Annotated in this window: 10 protein-coding genes; 7 read left to right on the forward strand and 3 right to left on the reverse strand. The window is 69.3% G+C overall.

From position 1 onward, the window contains the following. Positions 1 to 58: 58 nt before the first annotated feature. The 3 genes from G5C50_RS31415 to G5C50_RS31435 all read right to left on the reverse strand — a co-directional run bounded on the left by G5C50_RS31415 (position 59) and on the right by G5C50_RS31435 (position 4,825). Positions 59 to 1,513 carry a sulfatase family protein gene (locus G5C50_RS31415; protein ID WP_165075895.1) on the reverse strand — a complete coding sequence of 485 codons (1,455 nt, stop codon included), beginning with the start codon at positions 1,511 to 1,513 and terminating at the stop codon, positions 59 to 61. 236 nt (positions 1,514 to 1,749) lie between these two features. Continuing rightward, the gene (locus G5C50_RS32465) at positions 1,750 to 3,480 is read right to left on the reverse strand and encodes a hypothetical protein (RefSeq protein WP_206107940.1); all 1,731 of its coding nucleotides are present in this window, start codon (positions 3,478 to 3,480) and stop codon (positions 1,750 to 1,752) included. An 862-nt stretch (positions 3,481 to 4,342) separates the two neighbouring features. Next, positions 4,343 to 4,825, reverse strand: a complete 483-nt coding sequence (locus G5C50_RS31435) for a DUF1569 domain-containing protein (RefSeq protein WP_165075902.1) — start codon at positions 4,823 to 4,825, stop codon at positions 4,343 to 4,345. Positions 4,826 to 5,583: 758 nt separating this feature from the next. Between G5C50_RS31435 and G5C50_RS31440 the strand changes: the two genes are divergently transcribed. The 7 genes from G5C50_RS31440 to gmd all read left to right on the forward strand — a co-directional run bounded on the left by G5C50_RS31440 (position 5,584) and on the right by gmd (position 17,194). Further along, positions 5,584 to 7,224 carry an MraY family glycosyltransferase gene (locus G5C50_RS31440; protein WP_165075904.1) on the forward strand — a complete coding sequence of 547 codons (1,641 nt, stop codon included), beginning with the start codon at positions 5,584 to 5,586 and terminating at the stop codon, positions 7,222 to 7,224. Positions 7,225 to 7,297: 73 nt separating this feature from the next. Further along, positions 7,298 to 9,592 carry a polysaccharide biosynthesis tyrosine autokinase gene (locus G5C50_RS31445; RefSeq protein WP_165075907.1) on the forward strand — a complete coding sequence of 765 codons (2,295 nt, stop codon included), beginning with the start codon at positions 7,298 to 7,300 and terminating at the stop codon, positions 9,590 to 9,592. Positions 9,593 to 9,674: 82 nt separating this feature from the next. After that, positions 9,675 to 11,240 (forward strand): O-antigen ligase family protein, encoded by a 1,566-nt coding sequence (locus G5C50_RS31450; protein ID WP_165075909.1) that lies wholly within the window; start codon positions 9,675 to 9,677, stop codon positions 11,238 to 11,240. Between the two features lie 71 nt (positions 11,241 to 11,311). Next, positions 11,312 to 14,260, forward strand: a complete 2,949-nt coding sequence (locus G5C50_RS31455) for a hypothetical protein (RefSeq protein WP_165075911.1) — start codon at positions 11,312 to 11,314, stop codon at positions 14,258 to 14,260. A 53-nt stretch (positions 14,261 to 14,313) separates the two neighbouring features. Further along, a complete protein-coding gene (locus G5C50_RS31460; protein ID WP_165075913.1) occupies positions 14,314 to 15,411 on the forward strand; it encodes an exosortase/archaeosortase family protein in 1,098 nt (365 codons plus the stop codon). Then, positions 15,408 to 16,082 carry an EpsI family protein gene (locus G5C50_RS31465; protein WP_165075915.1) on the forward strand — a complete coding sequence of 225 codons (675 nt, stop codon included), beginning with the start codon at positions 15,408 to 15,410 and terminating at the stop codon, positions 16,080 to 16,082. Before G5C50_RS31460 ends, G5C50_RS31465 begins: the two co-directional genes overlap by 4 nt. 95 nt (positions 16,083 to 16,177) lie before the next feature. Next, positions 16,178 to 17,194, forward strand: a complete 1,017-nt coding sequence (gene gmd / locus G5C50_RS31470; RefSeq protein WP_165075917.1) for a GDP-mannose 4,6-dehydratase — start codon at positions 16,178 to 16,180, stop codon at positions 17,192 to 17,194. Positions 17,195 to 17,479: the final 285 nt, after the last annotated feature.

The raw sequence follows: 17,479 nt of genomic DNA on the forward strand, positions 1-17,479 counted from the left end.
TGACGAGGGCGTCTGCCACGCCGTTGCGTTGACCGGGACTCTCCAAATTCTGGGTCGGTTACCCTCGGTAATCCTCGCCGTTCTGGCTTCGAGCGACGGAACGGAGCCATTCCTCAAGGGCGGCTTGCATCGCGGCTGAGCGTTCCGGCTCCTTGGCGAGCAGGTCGTTCGCTTCCCTGGGATCGGCGTCCAGGTTGTAGAGTTCGTAGGTCAGCTTGCCGTCCTTCGGGTTCTCGATCCGGTGGAACTTCCAGGAGCCGTCCAGCCACGCGGAGTGGCCCGGGAATCGGTCGAGCGGGAACGGCTTGTGGATCTCGGCCGCGTCGGCGTGAAGCCTTTCCGGATCATCGGGCTCCTTGCCGGCGCTCTGGGACGCATAAAGCTCTTCCATCCATTTCTTGGCCGGCACCAGGAGGCCGGCCGTCGGATAGTCCCAGAAGCCGATCGGCTTCGGGCGCGTCTCGGTTCGGCCCTCGATCAGCGGGACCAGGCTGACGCCGTCGAGCGGGCGCGTGGGATCGACCTTCACCCCGGCGAGTTCGAGTACGGTGGGGAAGATGTCGGACGTGACGCACGGGGTCTTCACGGTCCGAGGCGCCTTGACCCGCTCGGGCCATTCCAGCAGAGCGGGGACGAGGAGGCCCCCTTCGTAAACCTTCCCCTTGGCGCCGCGTCGGCCGCCCGACGAGCCGACGGCGGGCAGCGCGCCGTTGTCGCTGGAGAACAGCAGGACGGTGTTGTCGCGGATGCCGAGTTCGCGGATCTCATTCCGGAGACGCCCGAAGGCGCGGTCCATCGCGGTCAACTCGCCCAGGTAGTTCTGCTGGGCCTTCGGCATGCCGGCGTAGGGGAGCCGATCGGCTTCGAGCGGTTCGTGCGGGTCGTGGGGCGACCCGAACCAGACCACGGCGAGAAACCGCTGCTTCTCCGCCACGGAAGCCCGGATGAACTTCAGGGCCACGTCCACGGTCACGTCGGAGCTGTCTCCCTGGTGCGGGACGGCCTTGCCCCCTTCGCTGAGGATCGGATCCAGGTCGAAGTAGTTGGGCGACGACGCCCAGACGTCGAATCCGCTGGCGCCGGGGCTGACCGGACTCGCCGCCTGAACCGAACCCAGGTGCCACTTGCCGAAATGCCCGGTCCGGTATCCGGCCTGCTTGAGCGCCTCGGCGATGGTCAATTCCTGCGGACGGATCGGATATCCCCACTGGAAGCAACCGTACCGATTGGGGGTCCGACCCGTCAGCACGCTCCCGCGCGTCGGAGAGCAGACGGGGGCCGCCGAGTGAAACCCGTCGAACCGGAGCCCCTCGCGGGCCAGGGCGTCGAAGTTGGGCGTCTGGAGTCGGGGTCGGCCGTAATAACCCATGTCGCCCCAGCCCTGGTCGTCGGACATCACCAGGACGAAGTTAGGCGGCTCGGCGGCTCGGACCGAGCCGATCAGAAGAACCCCCAGAAGCAGCGTCGACGACAAGAGCAGCCGCCCCTTGCACACGTCAATTCTTGATTTCATGTCAAACTTTCCGCTTCTCACCTGAGTCCTCGGAGCGACGCCAGGGCGATCATATCCGATCGAAAGCCGGGACGGACCCTCTCAAGCGGTTCCCGTTCGGATTGTCTGGGTGGCCATGTCTTCCACCGGATTCACCGTGCGGCCCATCCCGAGTTCGACCGCGCATGAAAAAACCGCGGCCCGCCCCTGGGGGAGCGGACCGCGGCGAGTCGTGATCGGGGCGTATCGGTCGCCGGTCAGACCGTGGCGGTCGGGTCCGGGGCGGGGGGGGTGTAGTCGCCGCCTCGGGGGATGGCGTTGAACTGGTCGGCGCCGATGATCGTGAGCATGGCCGGGGTCAGGTTGAGCTGGGTCGCGACGGGGGTCGAGATCCAGTGCCGCTGACCGCCGTTGTACTCGGCCAGTTCGCCGGTCTGGTTGTTCTGGAGGTACATGCCGTCGGCGAAGTAGTCCGCCCCCTGGTTCACGGCGTTGTACTGCGAGGCCGAGACCGAAATCAGGTCGGTCGCCTTCAGCCCCAGTTTGGAGGCCACCGGCGACGAGACCACCCCGCGCTGGCCGTCCTGGTAGCGGGAGATCTCGCCGGTCTCCTGGTTCTGAATGTAGACGCCGTTGGGGAAGTAATCCTTGCCCTGCGAGACCCCGTTGAACTGGGTCGGGCTGATGACGACGAGCTGGCTCGGCTGGATGTTCAGCCGCTGGGCGACCGGCACGGAGATCCAGTGCCGCTGGCCCGAGAAATAGATGTCGATCTCGCCGGTCTGCTGGTTCTGGATCAGCGTCCGCTCGGGGAAGTAGTCGTCCCCCTTGGAGGTCGCGCCGTACTGCGCGGCGGGGATCGTGGCGACGTCGTTCACGCCGACGTTCAGGTAGTTCAGGACGGGGGTGGAGACGACGTGGAAGGTCCCGCCGGAGTACCGGCTGATCTCGCCCGTCTGGTCGCTGCGGACGAAGATCCCCTCAGGGTAGTAGTCCGGCCCCTTCGGCACCGCGTTGAAGTCGTCGTTCGTCACCGACGTCGTCTTGTCCGTCGTCAGCCCCATCTTGGCCGCGACCGGCGGCGAGATCAGCCCGCGCTTGCCGCCGCTGTAGTATCCCAGCTCCCCCGTCTGCTCGTTCCGAATGATCGTCCCATCGGCGAACGTGGGCGCGGTCGGCGTGGTGGGAGTCGTTGGGGTCGTCGGCGTGGTCGTGGTCGTCGTGGGGTCGGTCGACGTGGTCGTCGTGGGATCGGTCGTGGTGGTTGTGGTCGTCGTGGTGGGATCCGTGGTCGTGGTGGAGGGCGTGGACGGGGTCGTCGTGGTGGGCGGCGTGGTGGTGGTCGTCGTGGTGGTTGTGGTCGTCGTGGTGGTCTGGGTCGGGGTCGACGGCTTGACGGTCGGCCCGTTGGGGCGGGTGACGTTGGTCCACGAGCCGATCGCGCCGGGGCGGGTGACCGGGCGATTTGGGGTAGTCGTCGTGGTCGTGGTCGGCTTCGTGGCCGTATTCGTCGTGGTCGACGGGGTCGTGGAGGCCGTCGACGCCGTCTGGGTGGCTGGGGTGGTCGTCGTGGTTGAGGCCGTCGTGGTCGGGTAGGTGACCGTGGGGCTGATCGTGGGATTGACGGTCGGGTTGGAGGTCGAGCCGCCGACGTTGATCGTCGGGTTGACGTTGATCGTCGGCGAGATGTTCACGCGCATCCCGCCGCGGGCTCGCAGGCGGTTGGCGCCCACGCCGAGGTTGGTGGTCCGGGCGGCGGCCTGGGCCCGGAGCGCGGCGGCCTGGGCACGCTGCTGCTGAAGAGCCTGCGCCTTGCCGAGCTTCGCGGTCGACTGCTGGTGGATCAGCGCAGCGGACTGTCGGAGCCGAAGCGGGCGGGCCGCGGACAGCAAGAGACGGCCTTCCAGGTCCTCAAGGGTCGTCCGAAATTCCACCTTGCGACGCTTGGCGTTGCGAGCCTGGCCGCCCGCAAGTTCCTCGTGCGACATGAGTTCCCTCGCCCTTCCGATCCCTGGCCGACCCCGGCTCGAATCCCGGCGGGCCGTCTCCACGGCCCTGCAACCGGCGCCATCGGCATATTCGCACCCGAGTCTGTCCAACCTGAATCGGCGAGAACGCGGAGCGGCTTGAGGAATTCGCGCGCGCTTTCATCGCTCCAACCCGATCGATCGCACCTCCTCGTGGATGGTCGTCACCCGCTTGCCGCCAATGAAACCGCATCTCGTCCCCTCTCCCCCCGGGAGAGGGCAGCCGCGCAGCGGCGGGTGAGGGTCGTCGGATTTCGGAGGGCATGTCGGTCAAGTTTGGGACCGTAACGGCCTTCCCCCCTCGCGGTAGAAGGTGGCCGCTCAGGAGTTGTCGGTTGTCGGTTGCCATTGAGGATCTGGCTGAAAACTGAGAACCGGCAACTGAGAACTCTTTAGCGGTCGTCCCCCTCATCTGACCGCTTCGCGATCTATCTTCCCCGCGAGGGGGGAAGACTGTTCGCCCCTCCGCGACGCTCGATCCGAAATCCGACGACCCTCACCCGGCCCTTCGGGCACCCTCTCCCGGCGGGAGAGGGGACTTGGGTAAGCTCGCGAGCTTCCTCGAACCAGGCCGCGATCCCGGGAATCTTTCCAGCCGGCGTACAGAGACGCACGGCGGAGTCCACATTGAGAATAGAGGGGGGTTGAATCCCGGCTCTTTCTCAATTCGGATTCGGAGGGGAGTCGAGCGAGATCAACTCGTGTTTCTCGCCGAACGAAGCCAACGGCGAAACGCCGTAAGGCCCAAAACGACAACGCGTTGCCGAGCATCGGGCGAACAGCGTGCACAACAATCGAAGCCAATGCCGCGAGCGGACGCGGCTCAGGCGTTGGGGATCAGGTAGCCCAGGTGGTGGGCGCAGTGGATGATCTGCATGCGGTTGGCGTCCTCGCGAGACGCCTGGCCGAACAGGGGGGAGGGGAGATAATCGCCTTCGTGGGCCTGGAACCGCTCGACGGCGCGGCGGAAGCGGGCGAGGGCTTCGGCCTCGTCGCCGCCGGGGGAGGGGACGGTCGCCGGCATCGTGGGCGCGCCGCCGGGCATCTCGCCGGTCGCCAGCGTCTTGCGGAGCATCGCCGGCGCGACCGTGTTCCGAACCACGAACATCACCGCCCGCAGCGCCGTCGGCGGTTTCGGAAAACCGTCGACGGGGAACGTCAGCCAGTCCGCCAGATGGCCGCAGACCTGCGACAAATCCCACTTCCCAAGCCGGCGGTAGCCCCCAGCATGCAGAGCCTCGGCCTCGCGGACGGCGTCCTGGAGGTCCTGGAATTTCAGGCGGCGGCGTTCGGTGGCGGTCGACATCGGGAGGTCCTCGGGGTGCGACGGCAGCGTTTCGATTATGGCGATCGACGGCCGCCTTTTGATAGGAGTGATCCTCGGGCGCCCTGGCCACACTCGCGTGGCCAGGAACCGGCGTAGGATGACGGCGAGAGCGTCGCCGATCGCGGACGACTTCGGTTCGGTCCATAACGGCCTTCCCCCCTCGCGGGGGAAGGTGGCCGCAAAGCGGCCGGATGAGGGGGGATCGGCGTCGCTCTCAAAAACCATGCTTCGGACGCGAATCCGACGGCGGTCGTCCCCCTCATCTGATCGCTGCGCGATCTATCTTCCCCCGCGAGGGGGGAAGACCGTTTGCCACCATCCGGACCATAACGGCCTTTCCCGGCGAGAGGGGAAATGGCCGTTGAGGTTCGGAATGCGGATGTCCTGGATTGCTCGTTTCGTCCACGAACGCGCTTGACGGGGTTCCGGTGATAACGGATACTCCGTCGTCTTCAGAGAGTGTCCAACCCCAGGACGGAAGCCCGGGGGAGGAAATTGCACCTGCACGAGTCATGGATGACGAGATACACCGTGCTTGGCTACACCTCGACTCACTATTCCCATCGACGCAACGCGGGCCGTCTTCGCCCGAGTAGCGGTCCTTCCTCACCGATGGTCTTCATCTCGCCCGGCGTTTCGGCGTTTCTCGTCGCCGAACGGGGCTGGAATCCGATCGGTTCTCCAAGCCGGTCGACGCCGACCGGAGCGACGTCAACACGGCGCGGGGAGGGTCAGGGATGATGATCTCCAACGGCTATCTGATGATCTTCGCCTTCGCGATGATGGGCTGCGTGCTCGCCACGCCGCTGGTCACGCAGTTCGCCGGGCTTGTCGGCGCGATCGACAAGCCCGACGGCTACCGGCGAATCCATACATCGAGCGTCCCCCGACTGGGGGGTCTCGGCCTGGCGCTGGGGATCGCCGTGGGGGTGCTCCTGCCGCACGCCTCGGCCTGGTCGCCCAACTTCAGCATCAACCTGCCCGACCTCTCCTATGAACGGCCGATCGTCCTCGCGGCGCTGATCATCCTGCTGGTCGGCTTCATCGACGACACCCGGTCGCTCGGCCCGCGCGTAAAGCTGCTGGGCCAGGCCGCGGCCGTCATGGCCCTCTACCTGGGCGGCATCCGGATCGAGCGGATCGACGCCCTGGGGCTGGACCTGAACCTGGCCTCCCCGGCGCTCCACCTGGAGTTCCTGGGCCGGTCGCTGGACCTCGCCCCGGCGAGCCTGCTGGTCACGCTCTTCTGGTTCCTGGGCTGCATGAACGTCTGGAACCTGATCGACGGCATGGACGGCCTGGCCTCGGGCGTCGGCCTGCTGGTGAGCGGCACCCTGACGCTGGTGGCCCTGCACAACCAGAACGTCGAGGTCGCCATCCTCGCCACGGCCCTGGCCGGCTCGCTGGCCGGGTTCCTGCTCTACAACTGGCACCCCGCCTGCATCTTCCTGGGGGACAGCGGAGCCCTCTTAATTGGGCTGTTGATCGGGGTGATCGGCGTGCAGGGGTCGTTGAAAGGCCCCTCGGCGATCTCGATCCTGTTCCCGATCCTGGCGATGGGGCTGCCGATCTCGGACACGGCCATGGCCATCTTCCGGCGCTGGGTGCGGAACCTCCCGATGAGCGCCGCCGACCGCCGCCACGTCCACCACATCCTGATCGGGCTGGGGCTGAACCCCCGACAGGCGGCCCTCCTGCTGTACTGCTTCTCGGGCTTCCTCTGCGGGGCCGTGCTGCTGGGGGTCTCGCTGCGGAGCGAGTTCCTGGCCCTGGTGCTGGGGATGTCCGGCTGCCTGGCCTTCCTGGTGGTGGTCACCAGCCGCCGCGACGAGTTGAACAACCTGCTGGACGACTTCCAGGCCCGAATGGTCCGCGGCCGCCAGGAGCGGCAGGCGGCCAAGACCACCTGGGAGGCCATCCAGCGCGTCGAGCTGTGCAAGTCTCCCCTGGCCGCGTTCGAGATCCTGGAGAAGACGGCCGAGACCCTCGGGTGCGCCGGCATCCACGTCGCCTGCGCCGACGCCTCGTTCCCGCCCGAGGGTGCCGTGCAGACCCTCGACGCGATCGACGACGGCACGACGGCCTCGCCGGGCGCGATCTTCCGGACGGTCAGCGGCAGCCTGAGGATCACCGCCGTGATGCGGTTCGCCGACGGAGCCCTGAAAGCCGACATCGTCTTCCGCTACCTCCAGCGACTGACCGAAAGCCTGGGCGACCGCCTCCAGGGCTTCGCCGTTGAGGAAGCCGCCCGACGCGCCGAGGAGGCCGCCGCCGGTTCCGATCCGCCGGACTGGCGGGCCGACGCGGTCGAGGCCAAGATCCCCGCGCCGCCGGCCCCGTTCCCCATCGCCATGGCGAAGGGCCTGGTCCGCCGCTGAGCCTGCGCCCAACTGAGCCGCATCGACCCCGACCGACGAGACGAACGCCGACGGAGTGGACACGGAGGTCATCATGGACGACATCGCCCCCTATCGCCGAGCATCCGCATCGATCGCCCCGGCTGGCCACGGAGCCGCCGCGCCGGCCCCCGCCGGCTTCCCGGCGCACGCGCCGGCGACCTTCGGCGGCACACCTTACGGCCCCGATCTCGCCGCGGTGAAGACGACCGGCCACTACGTCTCCGCGCTGCGGCGGCGGTTCTGGCTGGCCCTGCTGATCGCCGTCCCCATGGGGACGATGACCTCCATCTACGCCCTGCGGCTCCCCAAGGTCTACCAGGCCACCGGGACGATCCGAATTCAGCAGCCCCACAACGACCCCTCGCTCCAGACGGTGCTCTCGAACGGCCCGGGGTCCTCCGACGCGGCCGTGCAGGCGACCTACGCGGCCGACATGATCACCGACCTCAAAGGCCGCGGCCTGGCCGAACGCGCCCTGACCCACCGGCAGTGGGGCCCCGAGGTCGCCCAGATGGACGACCCAGCCACCGAGCTGATCGTCAAGAACATCACCGTCACGCCGGTCATGAGGTCGAACTCGTACCACGTCACCCTCACCGGCCGCGACCCGGCGCAGACCGCCAAGCTGCTGGAAGCCCTGCTGGACGAGCTGGTCAACTACGCCAAGCACGACCAGACCCGGCACAAGGAGGAAGTCGTCGCCAACGCGCGGGCGGGCCTCAACGCCCTGCAAAACGAGGCCCGCTCCAAGCACGGGGAGATGATCAAGTCCATCGAAACCCTGGGAACCATCGGCCCCGGCGGACGAAACATCCTGGAAGAGCAGTACGCCCACCTCGGCCAGTCGATCGAGCTGCAACAGGCCCGCGCCGCGGAGCTTCAGCAGAAGATGCTCTTCGCCCCGCTCTTCGGCCAGGAGGAGCACGTCTCGCCGGCCGAGGTCGCGAACCAGCAGAAGCTCGAAAGGTTGCAGGAGGAGCGAGAGGTCCTGGTCGAGCGGCTCAAAGCCATCAAGAAAGGGAGCCGCAACTTCAACGGCGACCTCGCCGCCCGAAACCTCGCTAGCCACCTCGACGAGGTGCTCAACAGGATCGACCGGCTCTCGGCCCCGATCGAGAAGACGAAGATGGCCGCCGACCCGACCGAAATGATCTACAACTCGCTCCAGAGCGACATCGACGCCGCCGAAGGTCAGCGCGTCGATCTGCTGGAGAAGCTCCGCAAGGCGATGCCCGACCACCAGAAGTTCCTCAGCCTGATGGAAGACCGCGACGCGCTGCGGATCCGGATCGGCGAGATGGAGGACAAGCTCTCGGCCTTCGAGCTGCTGGCGAACTCGCAGGAGCCGCCGGTGAAGGTCCTCACGCGGATCGAGGAGCAGCCCACTCCGATCAAGCCGAACCGGCCGATGATGATCGTCATGGGCCTGCTCGCCAGCCTGGGGTTGGGGCTGGGCCTGGTCTTCCTGCTGGAGCACCTGGACCACTCGGTCCGCGTGCCGGAGCACGTCAGCCACGGGCTGTCGCTGCCGCTGCTGGGCGTGGTGCCGCGGATCGCCCGCACGGCCTTGACGCACCGCGCCGGCCACCTGTGGACCTCGGCCGTCCCGGACTCGCTGGCGGCCGACGCCTTCCGGAACATTCGCGCCTCGTTGCTGGGCGCCGCCGACCGCAACGGGCCGATCGTCAGTCTGCTGGTCACCAGCGCCAAGGCGGGCGACGGCAAGTCGACGGCCGCGATCAACCTGGCCGCCGCCTGCGCCCGGGCCGGCGAGCGGACGCTGCTGCTGGACGTGGACCTCCGCCGCCCGACCCTCGCCGACGTCTTCCCGGCCGATGACCCCGAGAGCGAGGGCCTGGGCCTGGTCGACGTGCTCAAGGGCGCCGTCCCCTGGCAGGCCACGCTCCGCCACACCGACCTGCACAACCTGGACTTCATCGCGACCGGCGACACCACCGACGTCCCCATCGAGATCCTTGGCACGCTGGAGCTGCGACAGCTCCTGACCGCGCTGACCCACAACTACGACCGCGTGATTCTGGACGGCCCGGCGATCCTGGGCATGGCCGACTGCCGCGTCCTGGGCCGGATGGTCGACGCCTCGGTCCTGGTCGTCCGCGCCGGCGCCCACCAGACGATGACCCTCCAGCGGGCCAAGGCCGTGCTGGAGCAGTCGCACGTCGAGATCGCCGGCGTGATCGTCAACGGCCTGAGCGAAGGGGTCGAGCACTGGTCGAGCTACGGCTACGGCCCGGCTCCGATCTCGGCGTCATCTCAGCGCCGGGAGCGAGCCCTGCCAGGTGCCGCCGCGAGCCCCTCCCGCGAGGAAGCCCTGGCCGAAGCCTGATCGAAGCGATCCCGACCTGATCCGACGCCTGACCTGACGCCCAACGAACCGACAAGCGACGAGCGACCTGGAGTCATCCCCCTTGAACAGCCTCCGCCTGCGATTCCTGGCGTTGTTCGACCGCGGCTTCGGCTGGCTGGTCGCGGGCCTGGTGCTGGCCGTGATCCTCGGGTTCGGCGGCGCGGCCTGGTGGATGAAGCCGGGCCTGGCCGTCGCGGCGACGGCGCTGACGGCCCTGCTGCTGATCCGCAACCTGGTCGACGGCCGAACGGCGATCCTGAAAAGCCCGCTGGGCCTGCTGGGGCTGGCCGTGCTGGGGCTGGGGATGTTGCAGGCGGTCTCGCTGCCGGGCTCGCTGGCGGCGAGGATCTCGCCGGCGGCTCGCGAGGTCTACGCCCGGGGCGTGCTCCCCACCGTCGCCCTGGAAGACGACCCGAAAGCGACGCTCGACGCCGCGGCCATCCGGTCGCCGGCCAGCCTCGACCGCGCGGCGACCGTCCGCCGGCTGGCCCTGGCGGCGGCCTGCCTGGCGATCTTCTGGTGCGTCTCGCACGCGGTCGACCGCCTTCAGCGGTTCTATCTGATCTGCGGCGCCGTGATCGCCGGGTTCTTCATCAACGCCACCCTCGCCGTGGTTCAGGTCAGCACCCGAACCGACGGCCTCTACGGGATGTACGCGCCCGGCGCGGGGCCGTGGTGGGGGACCGATTACAACGACATCCTGGAGGCTCCGACCATCGCGACCTTGCGTGAGCTGCCGCCGTCGTCGCGGCCGGGGTCGACGGCCTCCGCCTGGATGGAAGTCGCCCGACCGTTCACGTTCGGAACGATGCCCGGCGGCGTCGGCGGCTTCCTGGCGCTGGGGGCGATGGCCCTGCCGTTGTCGCTCGGCCTGGTGCTGCACCTCTGCTCGCCGCAGGGGAGCCGCGAGACCTGGGCCCACCGCATGGGAGCCTCCGGCCGGGACAGCCTGGCGATCCTGCTGGCGACTCTCTCGATCCCCGCCGCGTTCCTGCTGGGGATGGCCGCGGGCCCCTGGTTCTGCATCCCGTTCGCAGCCGGCGTGGCCGTGGTGGCTCTCCCCTCCCTGCTGAACCCCGCCGCCCGCACGCTGGGGATGGGGCTGGCGGGCGGGCTGCTGACGGCGCTGGCGTTCGGGGCGGTCGTGCAGGTCCGTTGGGCCGAGGTCGCCGGCGCCAAGCCGCCGCTGGAAGCCCCCGACTGGAGCGACAGCCGCGCGGTCTGGGGCGACGCTGCGAGGATCTTCCGCGAGTTCCCTCTGATGGGCGTCGGCCTGGGGGGGTTCGCGACCGTTCAACCGTATTTCAAGGACCGCGACGCAACGTCCAACACCGCCATGAGCAGCCTCTTTCAGTGGGCCGCCGAGGCCGGCGCGGTCGGCCTGGCGATCCTGGGAGCGGCCGCGCTCTGGTCGCTGATCCGCATCCCCGCCGGTCTGCGAAGGCTCGGCTCGATGGATCGCTTCCTGGCTCATGGGTTGATTGGAGCAGTCGTGGGGCTTAGTCTATTGGCGGCCGTCCACTGGACGGTGGAGCTGCCGGCCGTGGCCGTTTCGGCCAGCGCCCTGGGAGGGGCCTGGAACCGCTGGCTGGCCGGGGCCGCCGACCTGTTCGTCGAACGAGCATGAGGACCGCCGCTCGCCGGGACGCGAAGCGGAACGACGAACGGGGCATCGCTCACGGAGGAGTCGATTCCACCATGGCCGAATCCACCTGCCTTCATATCCAGGACCGCGAATCCGGGCCCATCCGGATCGTCGAGCTTCCGTGGATATCGGTGCGCGTCGGCCGCGCGGCGTTCTGCGAGGTCCGACTCTCGGACTCGTCGCTCCCCGAAGAGGCCCTGCGGCTCCACCGCCGCGGCCGGGCCTGGCACCTCACGCCGCTGATCGGCTCGGGCGTGACGCTCGACGGCCAGCCCGTCGATTCGCCGCTGGCCTTGCCGTTCGACGTCCCGTTCCAGGTCGGCCGGTTCACCCTGTCGCTGAAGAGCAACCGATTCGCTGAGCCCGACTGGCGCGCCTCCCGCGACGAACCGAGCCCGACCCGGCCCCGAGCGCAAGCTCCGACGCCGGCCGCGCCGCAATCGCCGCCGACGTCGACCAACCCGTGGGAGGCCCGCTGGCGAGCCGCCGGCGACCGCCTCAAGGCCGCCCGCGCCGCCGAGACACGCCCCACGCCGACGCCCGAACCGCCGCCGCGCGACGTCAGCCGCCCCGCCGCGCCCAAGGCCGAGCCCCCGCGCTACGGCGCCGCGCCCCACGCCTGGACCTCGCCCACCCGGACGCCGTCGCCGACGTCTCGGCCCGGCTGGGAGAAGCCGAAGCCCCGCGCGACCAACGTGGAGCCGAAGCGGCCCGCGCCTTCTCCTCCCTCCTCGCGGACCATCGCGAATCCCCCTTCTCCCCTGGTGGGAGAAGGTGGCCGAAGGCCGGATGAGGGGGGTCCCGGTCGGCCGACGGTTACGGCCCCCCTCATCCGCCCCTCCGGGGCACCTTCTCCCACCAGGGGAGAAGGGGGGATCACCACGAGGCCGATTACCACCCCCGAGGAAAGGCCGCCCGTTCTCGGCCCGCTGATCAGCCTGCTGATGCTGCCGGCGCCAGCACCGGCCGCCGTGGAGCCGGAAAGCCCCTCCGCGACAAATCTCCTGTCCCCTCTGCCCCCGGGAGAGGGCAGCCGCGCAGCGGCGGATGAGGGTCGCGGGATTTCGGAGGAAGCGTGGGAGGCGGGCGACCAGCCCGCCATCAGTTGCGAGCGTTCCGACGTCTTCCCCCCTGGAGGGGGAAGACAGACCGCGCAGCGGTCAGATGAGGGGGACGACCGCCGCTGCATGGAAGAGGAGGCGGCGGAATTCGCGTCCGACGCCGATCATCCCCCTCATCCGGCCCTTCGGGCCACCTTCCCCCTCCAGGGGGGAAGGGCGTTGCAGACCCAGGTCACTTCCGACGAATCGCTCTCCGCCCGCCTGGAGGCGATGGACCTCGCGGACATCACCGCACAGGCCCCGGCCCCAGTTCCGGAGCCGCTCGGACCGATCCGTCGCCGCCTGCCGCGCCGGCTGTTCTTCCGGCCCGCGCCCCCGGCGATCGAGACGCCTGAGCCGCAAACCGAGCCGGATGCCGAGCCCGAACACGAGCAAGAGCACGAGCCCGCCTGGACGTACACGCCCCAGGTCGAGCCGACTGGTTCGTCGCGGCGGTTCGTGGCCGACACCAGCTATGGCTTCGAGCCGTTCGATGCGGCTCCCGGATTCGCTCCTTCGAGCCCGGCCGCGACGTCGTCCCCCGCGCAGGCGGCGACGGCTCCGCAGGCTCGCCGCGCGGCGGTCTACGAGGAGGAGCCCGAGACCTTCGACCCGACTCGGGCCCGACGGTCGCAGGCCGAGGAGCCCTGGGTCCTCCCCTCGGTCCAGGACGTGCTGGGCGCCAGCGCCCGACGGGTCCGCGAGCGTGAGGCCGCCGGGCCCATCCCGAAGCCCTCGGCGCGGTTCGCGAAGCCCGCGCCGACCCGACCCACGCCGCCCTCGCACTGGAGCGCGCCGTCCTGGCTCGTGGGTCCGCCCGCCCTGGCGCTGCTGCTGGGCGTCGGCGGTCTGCTGGGCCTCGGCGCCTGGCGGCAGGCGAGCGTCTCGCACAACGCGGCGACGGTCATCCGGTCGACGGCCGGATTCCGCCGGGGGACCGACAAGGAACGAGCGCTGGCCAAGGGAATCGAGCCGCCGTCCCCCTCGTGGTGGGGAGCCTCGCCGGCGCACCTGGCGCAGTGGGGCGTCTACCTGGACGGGACCCGCGTTGAGAACGAGTTCGAGACGACCGCCCCGGCGATGCTGGAGGCCGCCGCCGCGGCCTCGCCGCTGGAGCCCGTCGCCCGGTTGACCCTGGCCCGAGGCCGCGGCGAAGGGACGCCCACCGTGGGGCTCAGTCGAGACGCCGTCGGCCTGGCCTGGACCGGCCGCACCCTTCACAAGGCGGGTAAGAACGCCGAGGCCGTCCGCGTCTACCGCCGAGCCCTGGAGATCGCCGCGCGGACCCGCCCCGACTCCTCGAGCCCGCTGACCTACAGCAACGACAAGGACGTCCCCCGCTACCTGCTGCCGGGCGAGGCCCTGGCCGCGGCCGTCGTGGCGGACCTCGCGGCCGACGCCTCCTGGTCGTATCGCGACTGGTCCGAGGCCGTCCCCGAATCGGGCGTCTCCGCCCTGGCCGTCGCCCGCATGCTCAAGAAGCAAGGAAAGCCGGAAGCCGACGCGATCCTCAAACGGATCCTTGAGCGCGCCGAGGCTGAGGCCCGCGGCCGCGCCGAGGCCGCCGACAGACCGTCCGACGACCCCGAGGCCGAGGCCGTCTCCATCGCCGTGGCGGCCGAGGCCCTGGCGCTTCGGGCCGACTGGAAAGAGGCCGAGCACCGCTACCGAGCGGCCATCGACCTCATGCCCGACCACCGCATCCGGCGGTCGTGGTGGTTCAATCTCGCGGACGTCGCGCTGAAGATCGGCGACGACGACCAGCACCGCGCGGCGCTCGACGAGGCCCTGGCCTCGACCGCCGCCGACGATGTCAGCCGCCGCGCCTTGCAGCTTCAGGGCGGCCCCGCGACTCGATCAGGGACGAACCGCCTGGGGTCCGCGGGCCCCAAGGCGAATTGATGGATCAAACCACAGGGCGCGAATCCTCTCCACGCTCCCAAGGAAGACCGACCATGGCGACCCCCGACCGGCCGTCTCCAACCCCCGAACCCGCGGCCGACGCCTCCCCAAGCCTGCTGGACGACCTGCTGCGCCGGGTCGGCGACCCGGCGGAACGACCGGCGGTCCTGGCCATAGTCGCCTGCATCGCCCTGGTCCTTCTGGCCTTTCGCGACGCCCTGGGCGAATTCAAGTACGCCTGGACGACCGACGACAACTACGGCCACGGCCCGCTGGTGCCGCTGCTGAGCCTCTACTTCGCCGCGCAGGTCTTCCGTCGTGAAGGCCCTCTGCCGGCGGCCGCGGGACGGTCGGGCCTCTGGCTGGGAGGTCTCCTGCTGGGAGCCTCGCTGACGGTCAACGCGGTCACCCTGCCGCTGCCGATCCCGTTCCTGGGCGAGTTGGCGTTCCTGGGCGCCCTGACCGGGGCGTTCACGATGATCGCCGGCCCGGCGGCCCTGCGGCGCTACTGGTTCCCCTTCGCCTTCCTGATCTTCATGGTCCCGCTGCCGATCGCGCTCTACTCGCGGATCGCCTCGCCGTTGCAGTTGATGGCCAGCCGGGTGGCGTCCGGCTTCATGAACGCCACCGGCGTGCCGGTGCTCTGCGAAGGGAACCGGATGACGCTCCCCGGCGGGGTGCAGATGTTCGTCGCCGAGGCGTGCAGCGGCATGCGGCAGCTCACCGGCTTCCTGGCCCTGGCGGCGGCGGTGGCCTACCTGGCTCGGCGGCCGGCCTGGTATCGGGCGGTCGTGGTCCTCTCGGCCCTGCCGATCGCCCTGTTCGCCAACACCACGCGGGTCGTGGCCACCGGCTACATCATGCACTACATCGACCCCCGCTACGCCGAGGGCGCCTTCCACACGATGGAGGGCGTTCTGCTGATGGGGATGGGCCTGCTGCTGCTGAACTCGGTCTGCATGCTGATGGACCTCTTCTGCGGCAACGACGGAGCCTCGCCGCCGACCGATTCCAACTCGTCGGGGACGGGCGCCGATCCCGAGCCGACGGCCGCCGCGTCGGGCCGTCCCAGGCTGGCGGGCGCCGAGGGCTGGTCGGGACGGATCTCGCCGAAGCTGTCGCTGGGCGCCGCCCGGAAGGAGCTGTCATGACGACCCTGAAACGCTGCGGCGTCTGCGCCGCGATGCTGGCGCTGGGCCTGGCGGCCCGCGCCGGGCTGGAACGGCTGGACGCCACCGAAAGACCGCCGTTGCAGCGGCCGCTGACCTCGCTGCCGATGGACCTGCCGGGCTGGGTGGGCCGCGACGTCCCGGTCGCCCCGAGCATCGTCGAGCGCGCCCAGACGACCGAGTACCTCAACCGCGAGTACGAGAGCCTCCGCCGTCCCGGCCTGAAGTTCACGCTCTGGATCAACTACTCCGAGTTCGGCACCAACCTGCGCCACACCCCGGACATCTGCCTCCCCTCCAGCGGATGGGAGAAGGTGGAGTCCCTGACCCGCGAGCTGCAATTCCCCGCCGACGACGCCCGCGACCTGACGATCACCCGTCTGGGCTACGCGCAGGGGGACCTTGTGAAGCATGTGGGATTCTGGTACTACATTTTCGGAGCAGGGAAGCTGGAGAATTACGTCCGACGGTTCCCGGTCACCAGTCGCAGCAGCCACGGCAGGACCACTCGCGGGTCCTCGATGACCGTCGAGGTGTTCTACCCGGGCGCCGCCGATCCCGACGCCGTCGCCCTTGGCGAATTCGCCCGGGAGCTGCTCGCCGCGCTTGAGCCGATCCTGCCGGCCGACCGGGCGGAATATCACGTCCCCTAAGTCGGCCAACGACCAGGGAATGGAAGGAAAGTGGGGGCGGCCCCAGGGGTCGCCGGCCCAGTTGCGATGCGCTGCACCGGAGGCACTGGATCGAGATGAAACGCGCCCTGATCACCGGCATCACCGGACAAGACGGCTCCTACCTGGCTGAGTTCCTCCTGGCCAAGCCCGACTATGAGGTTCACGGCCTGGTCCGACGGTCGAGCACGCTGAACCGCCAGCGGATCGACCACCTGTCGCGCGAGAACCCGGTCGCCGCCGAGCGCCTGCATCTGCACTACGCCGACCTGGCCGACGCCTCCTGCCTGTCGTCGATCCTGGAAGAGGTCGAGCCCGACGAGGTCTACAACCTCGGCGCCCAGAGCCACGTCCGGGTCTCGTTCGACCAGCCCTTGTACACGGCCGACGTCGTCGGCCTGGGGACGCTCCGGCTGCTGGAGGCCGTCCGCGTTCTGAACCGTCGCCGGCCGGTGAAGTTCTATCAGGCGTCCAGCTCCGAGATGTTCGGCGCGGCCCCGGCCCCGCAGGGCCCGAACACCCCGTTCCACCCCCGCAGCCCTTACGCCGTGGCCAAGCTCTACGCCCACTGGCAGACGATCAACTACCGCGAGGCCTACAACCTGTTCGCCTGCTCGGGCATCCTCTTCAACCACGAGAGCCCCCGCCGCGGCGAATCGTTCGTCACCCGCAAGGTCACGCTGGGCGCGGCCCGAATCAAGGAAGGGCTGCAAAAGCGGCTGGTGATGGGCAACCTGGACGCCAAGCGCGACTGGGGCTTCGCCGGCGACTACGTCCGCGCCATGTGGATGATGCTCCAGCAGGAGAAGCCCGACGACTACATCGTCGCCACCGGCGAGACCTACTCCATCCACGAGCTGCTGGAGAAGGCCTTCAGCCTCGTCGACCTCGACTACCGCGACTTCGTCGAATTCGACGAACGCTACACCCGCCCCTCCGAGGTCGACGTCCTCCAGGGCGACGCGACCAAGGCCCGCGAAGTCCTCGGCTGGAAGCCCGAGGTCGACTTCCACGGCCTCGTGAAAATGATGATCGACCACGACCTGGAACTCGCCCGCCGCGAGAAGCACGCCCGCTCCTTCCCGGGAGCGTAACCGCCGCTTTCGCCGTCTCAAAGTCAAGTCGCGATAGCCCTCCTACCTCGCGGGGGGGCTAGGATGCCGCCCTGTCAACCGAGGGCGGTTTGATCCTTGATCGTCCACGTCGTGGGCCGCTAGACCGATTTCCAAGAAGGTGTATCTCGGTATCCGGAATGCGATAGGTAGTTGCGGCATTCCCCGGGCGGGAACTCGTCGACGAGGCGGCCCAGCAGCCGCCACAGGCCGTCGACGGTCCGCTCGCCGGCCTTGCGCAGCAGGGCCTTGAGCTTGGAGAAGGCT

This window comes from Paludisphaera rhizosphaerae, assembly GCF_011065895.1.
Taxonomy (GTDB): Bacteria; Planctomycetota; Planctomycetia; order Isosphaerales; family Isosphaeraceae; genus Paludisphaera; species Paludisphaera rhizosphaerae.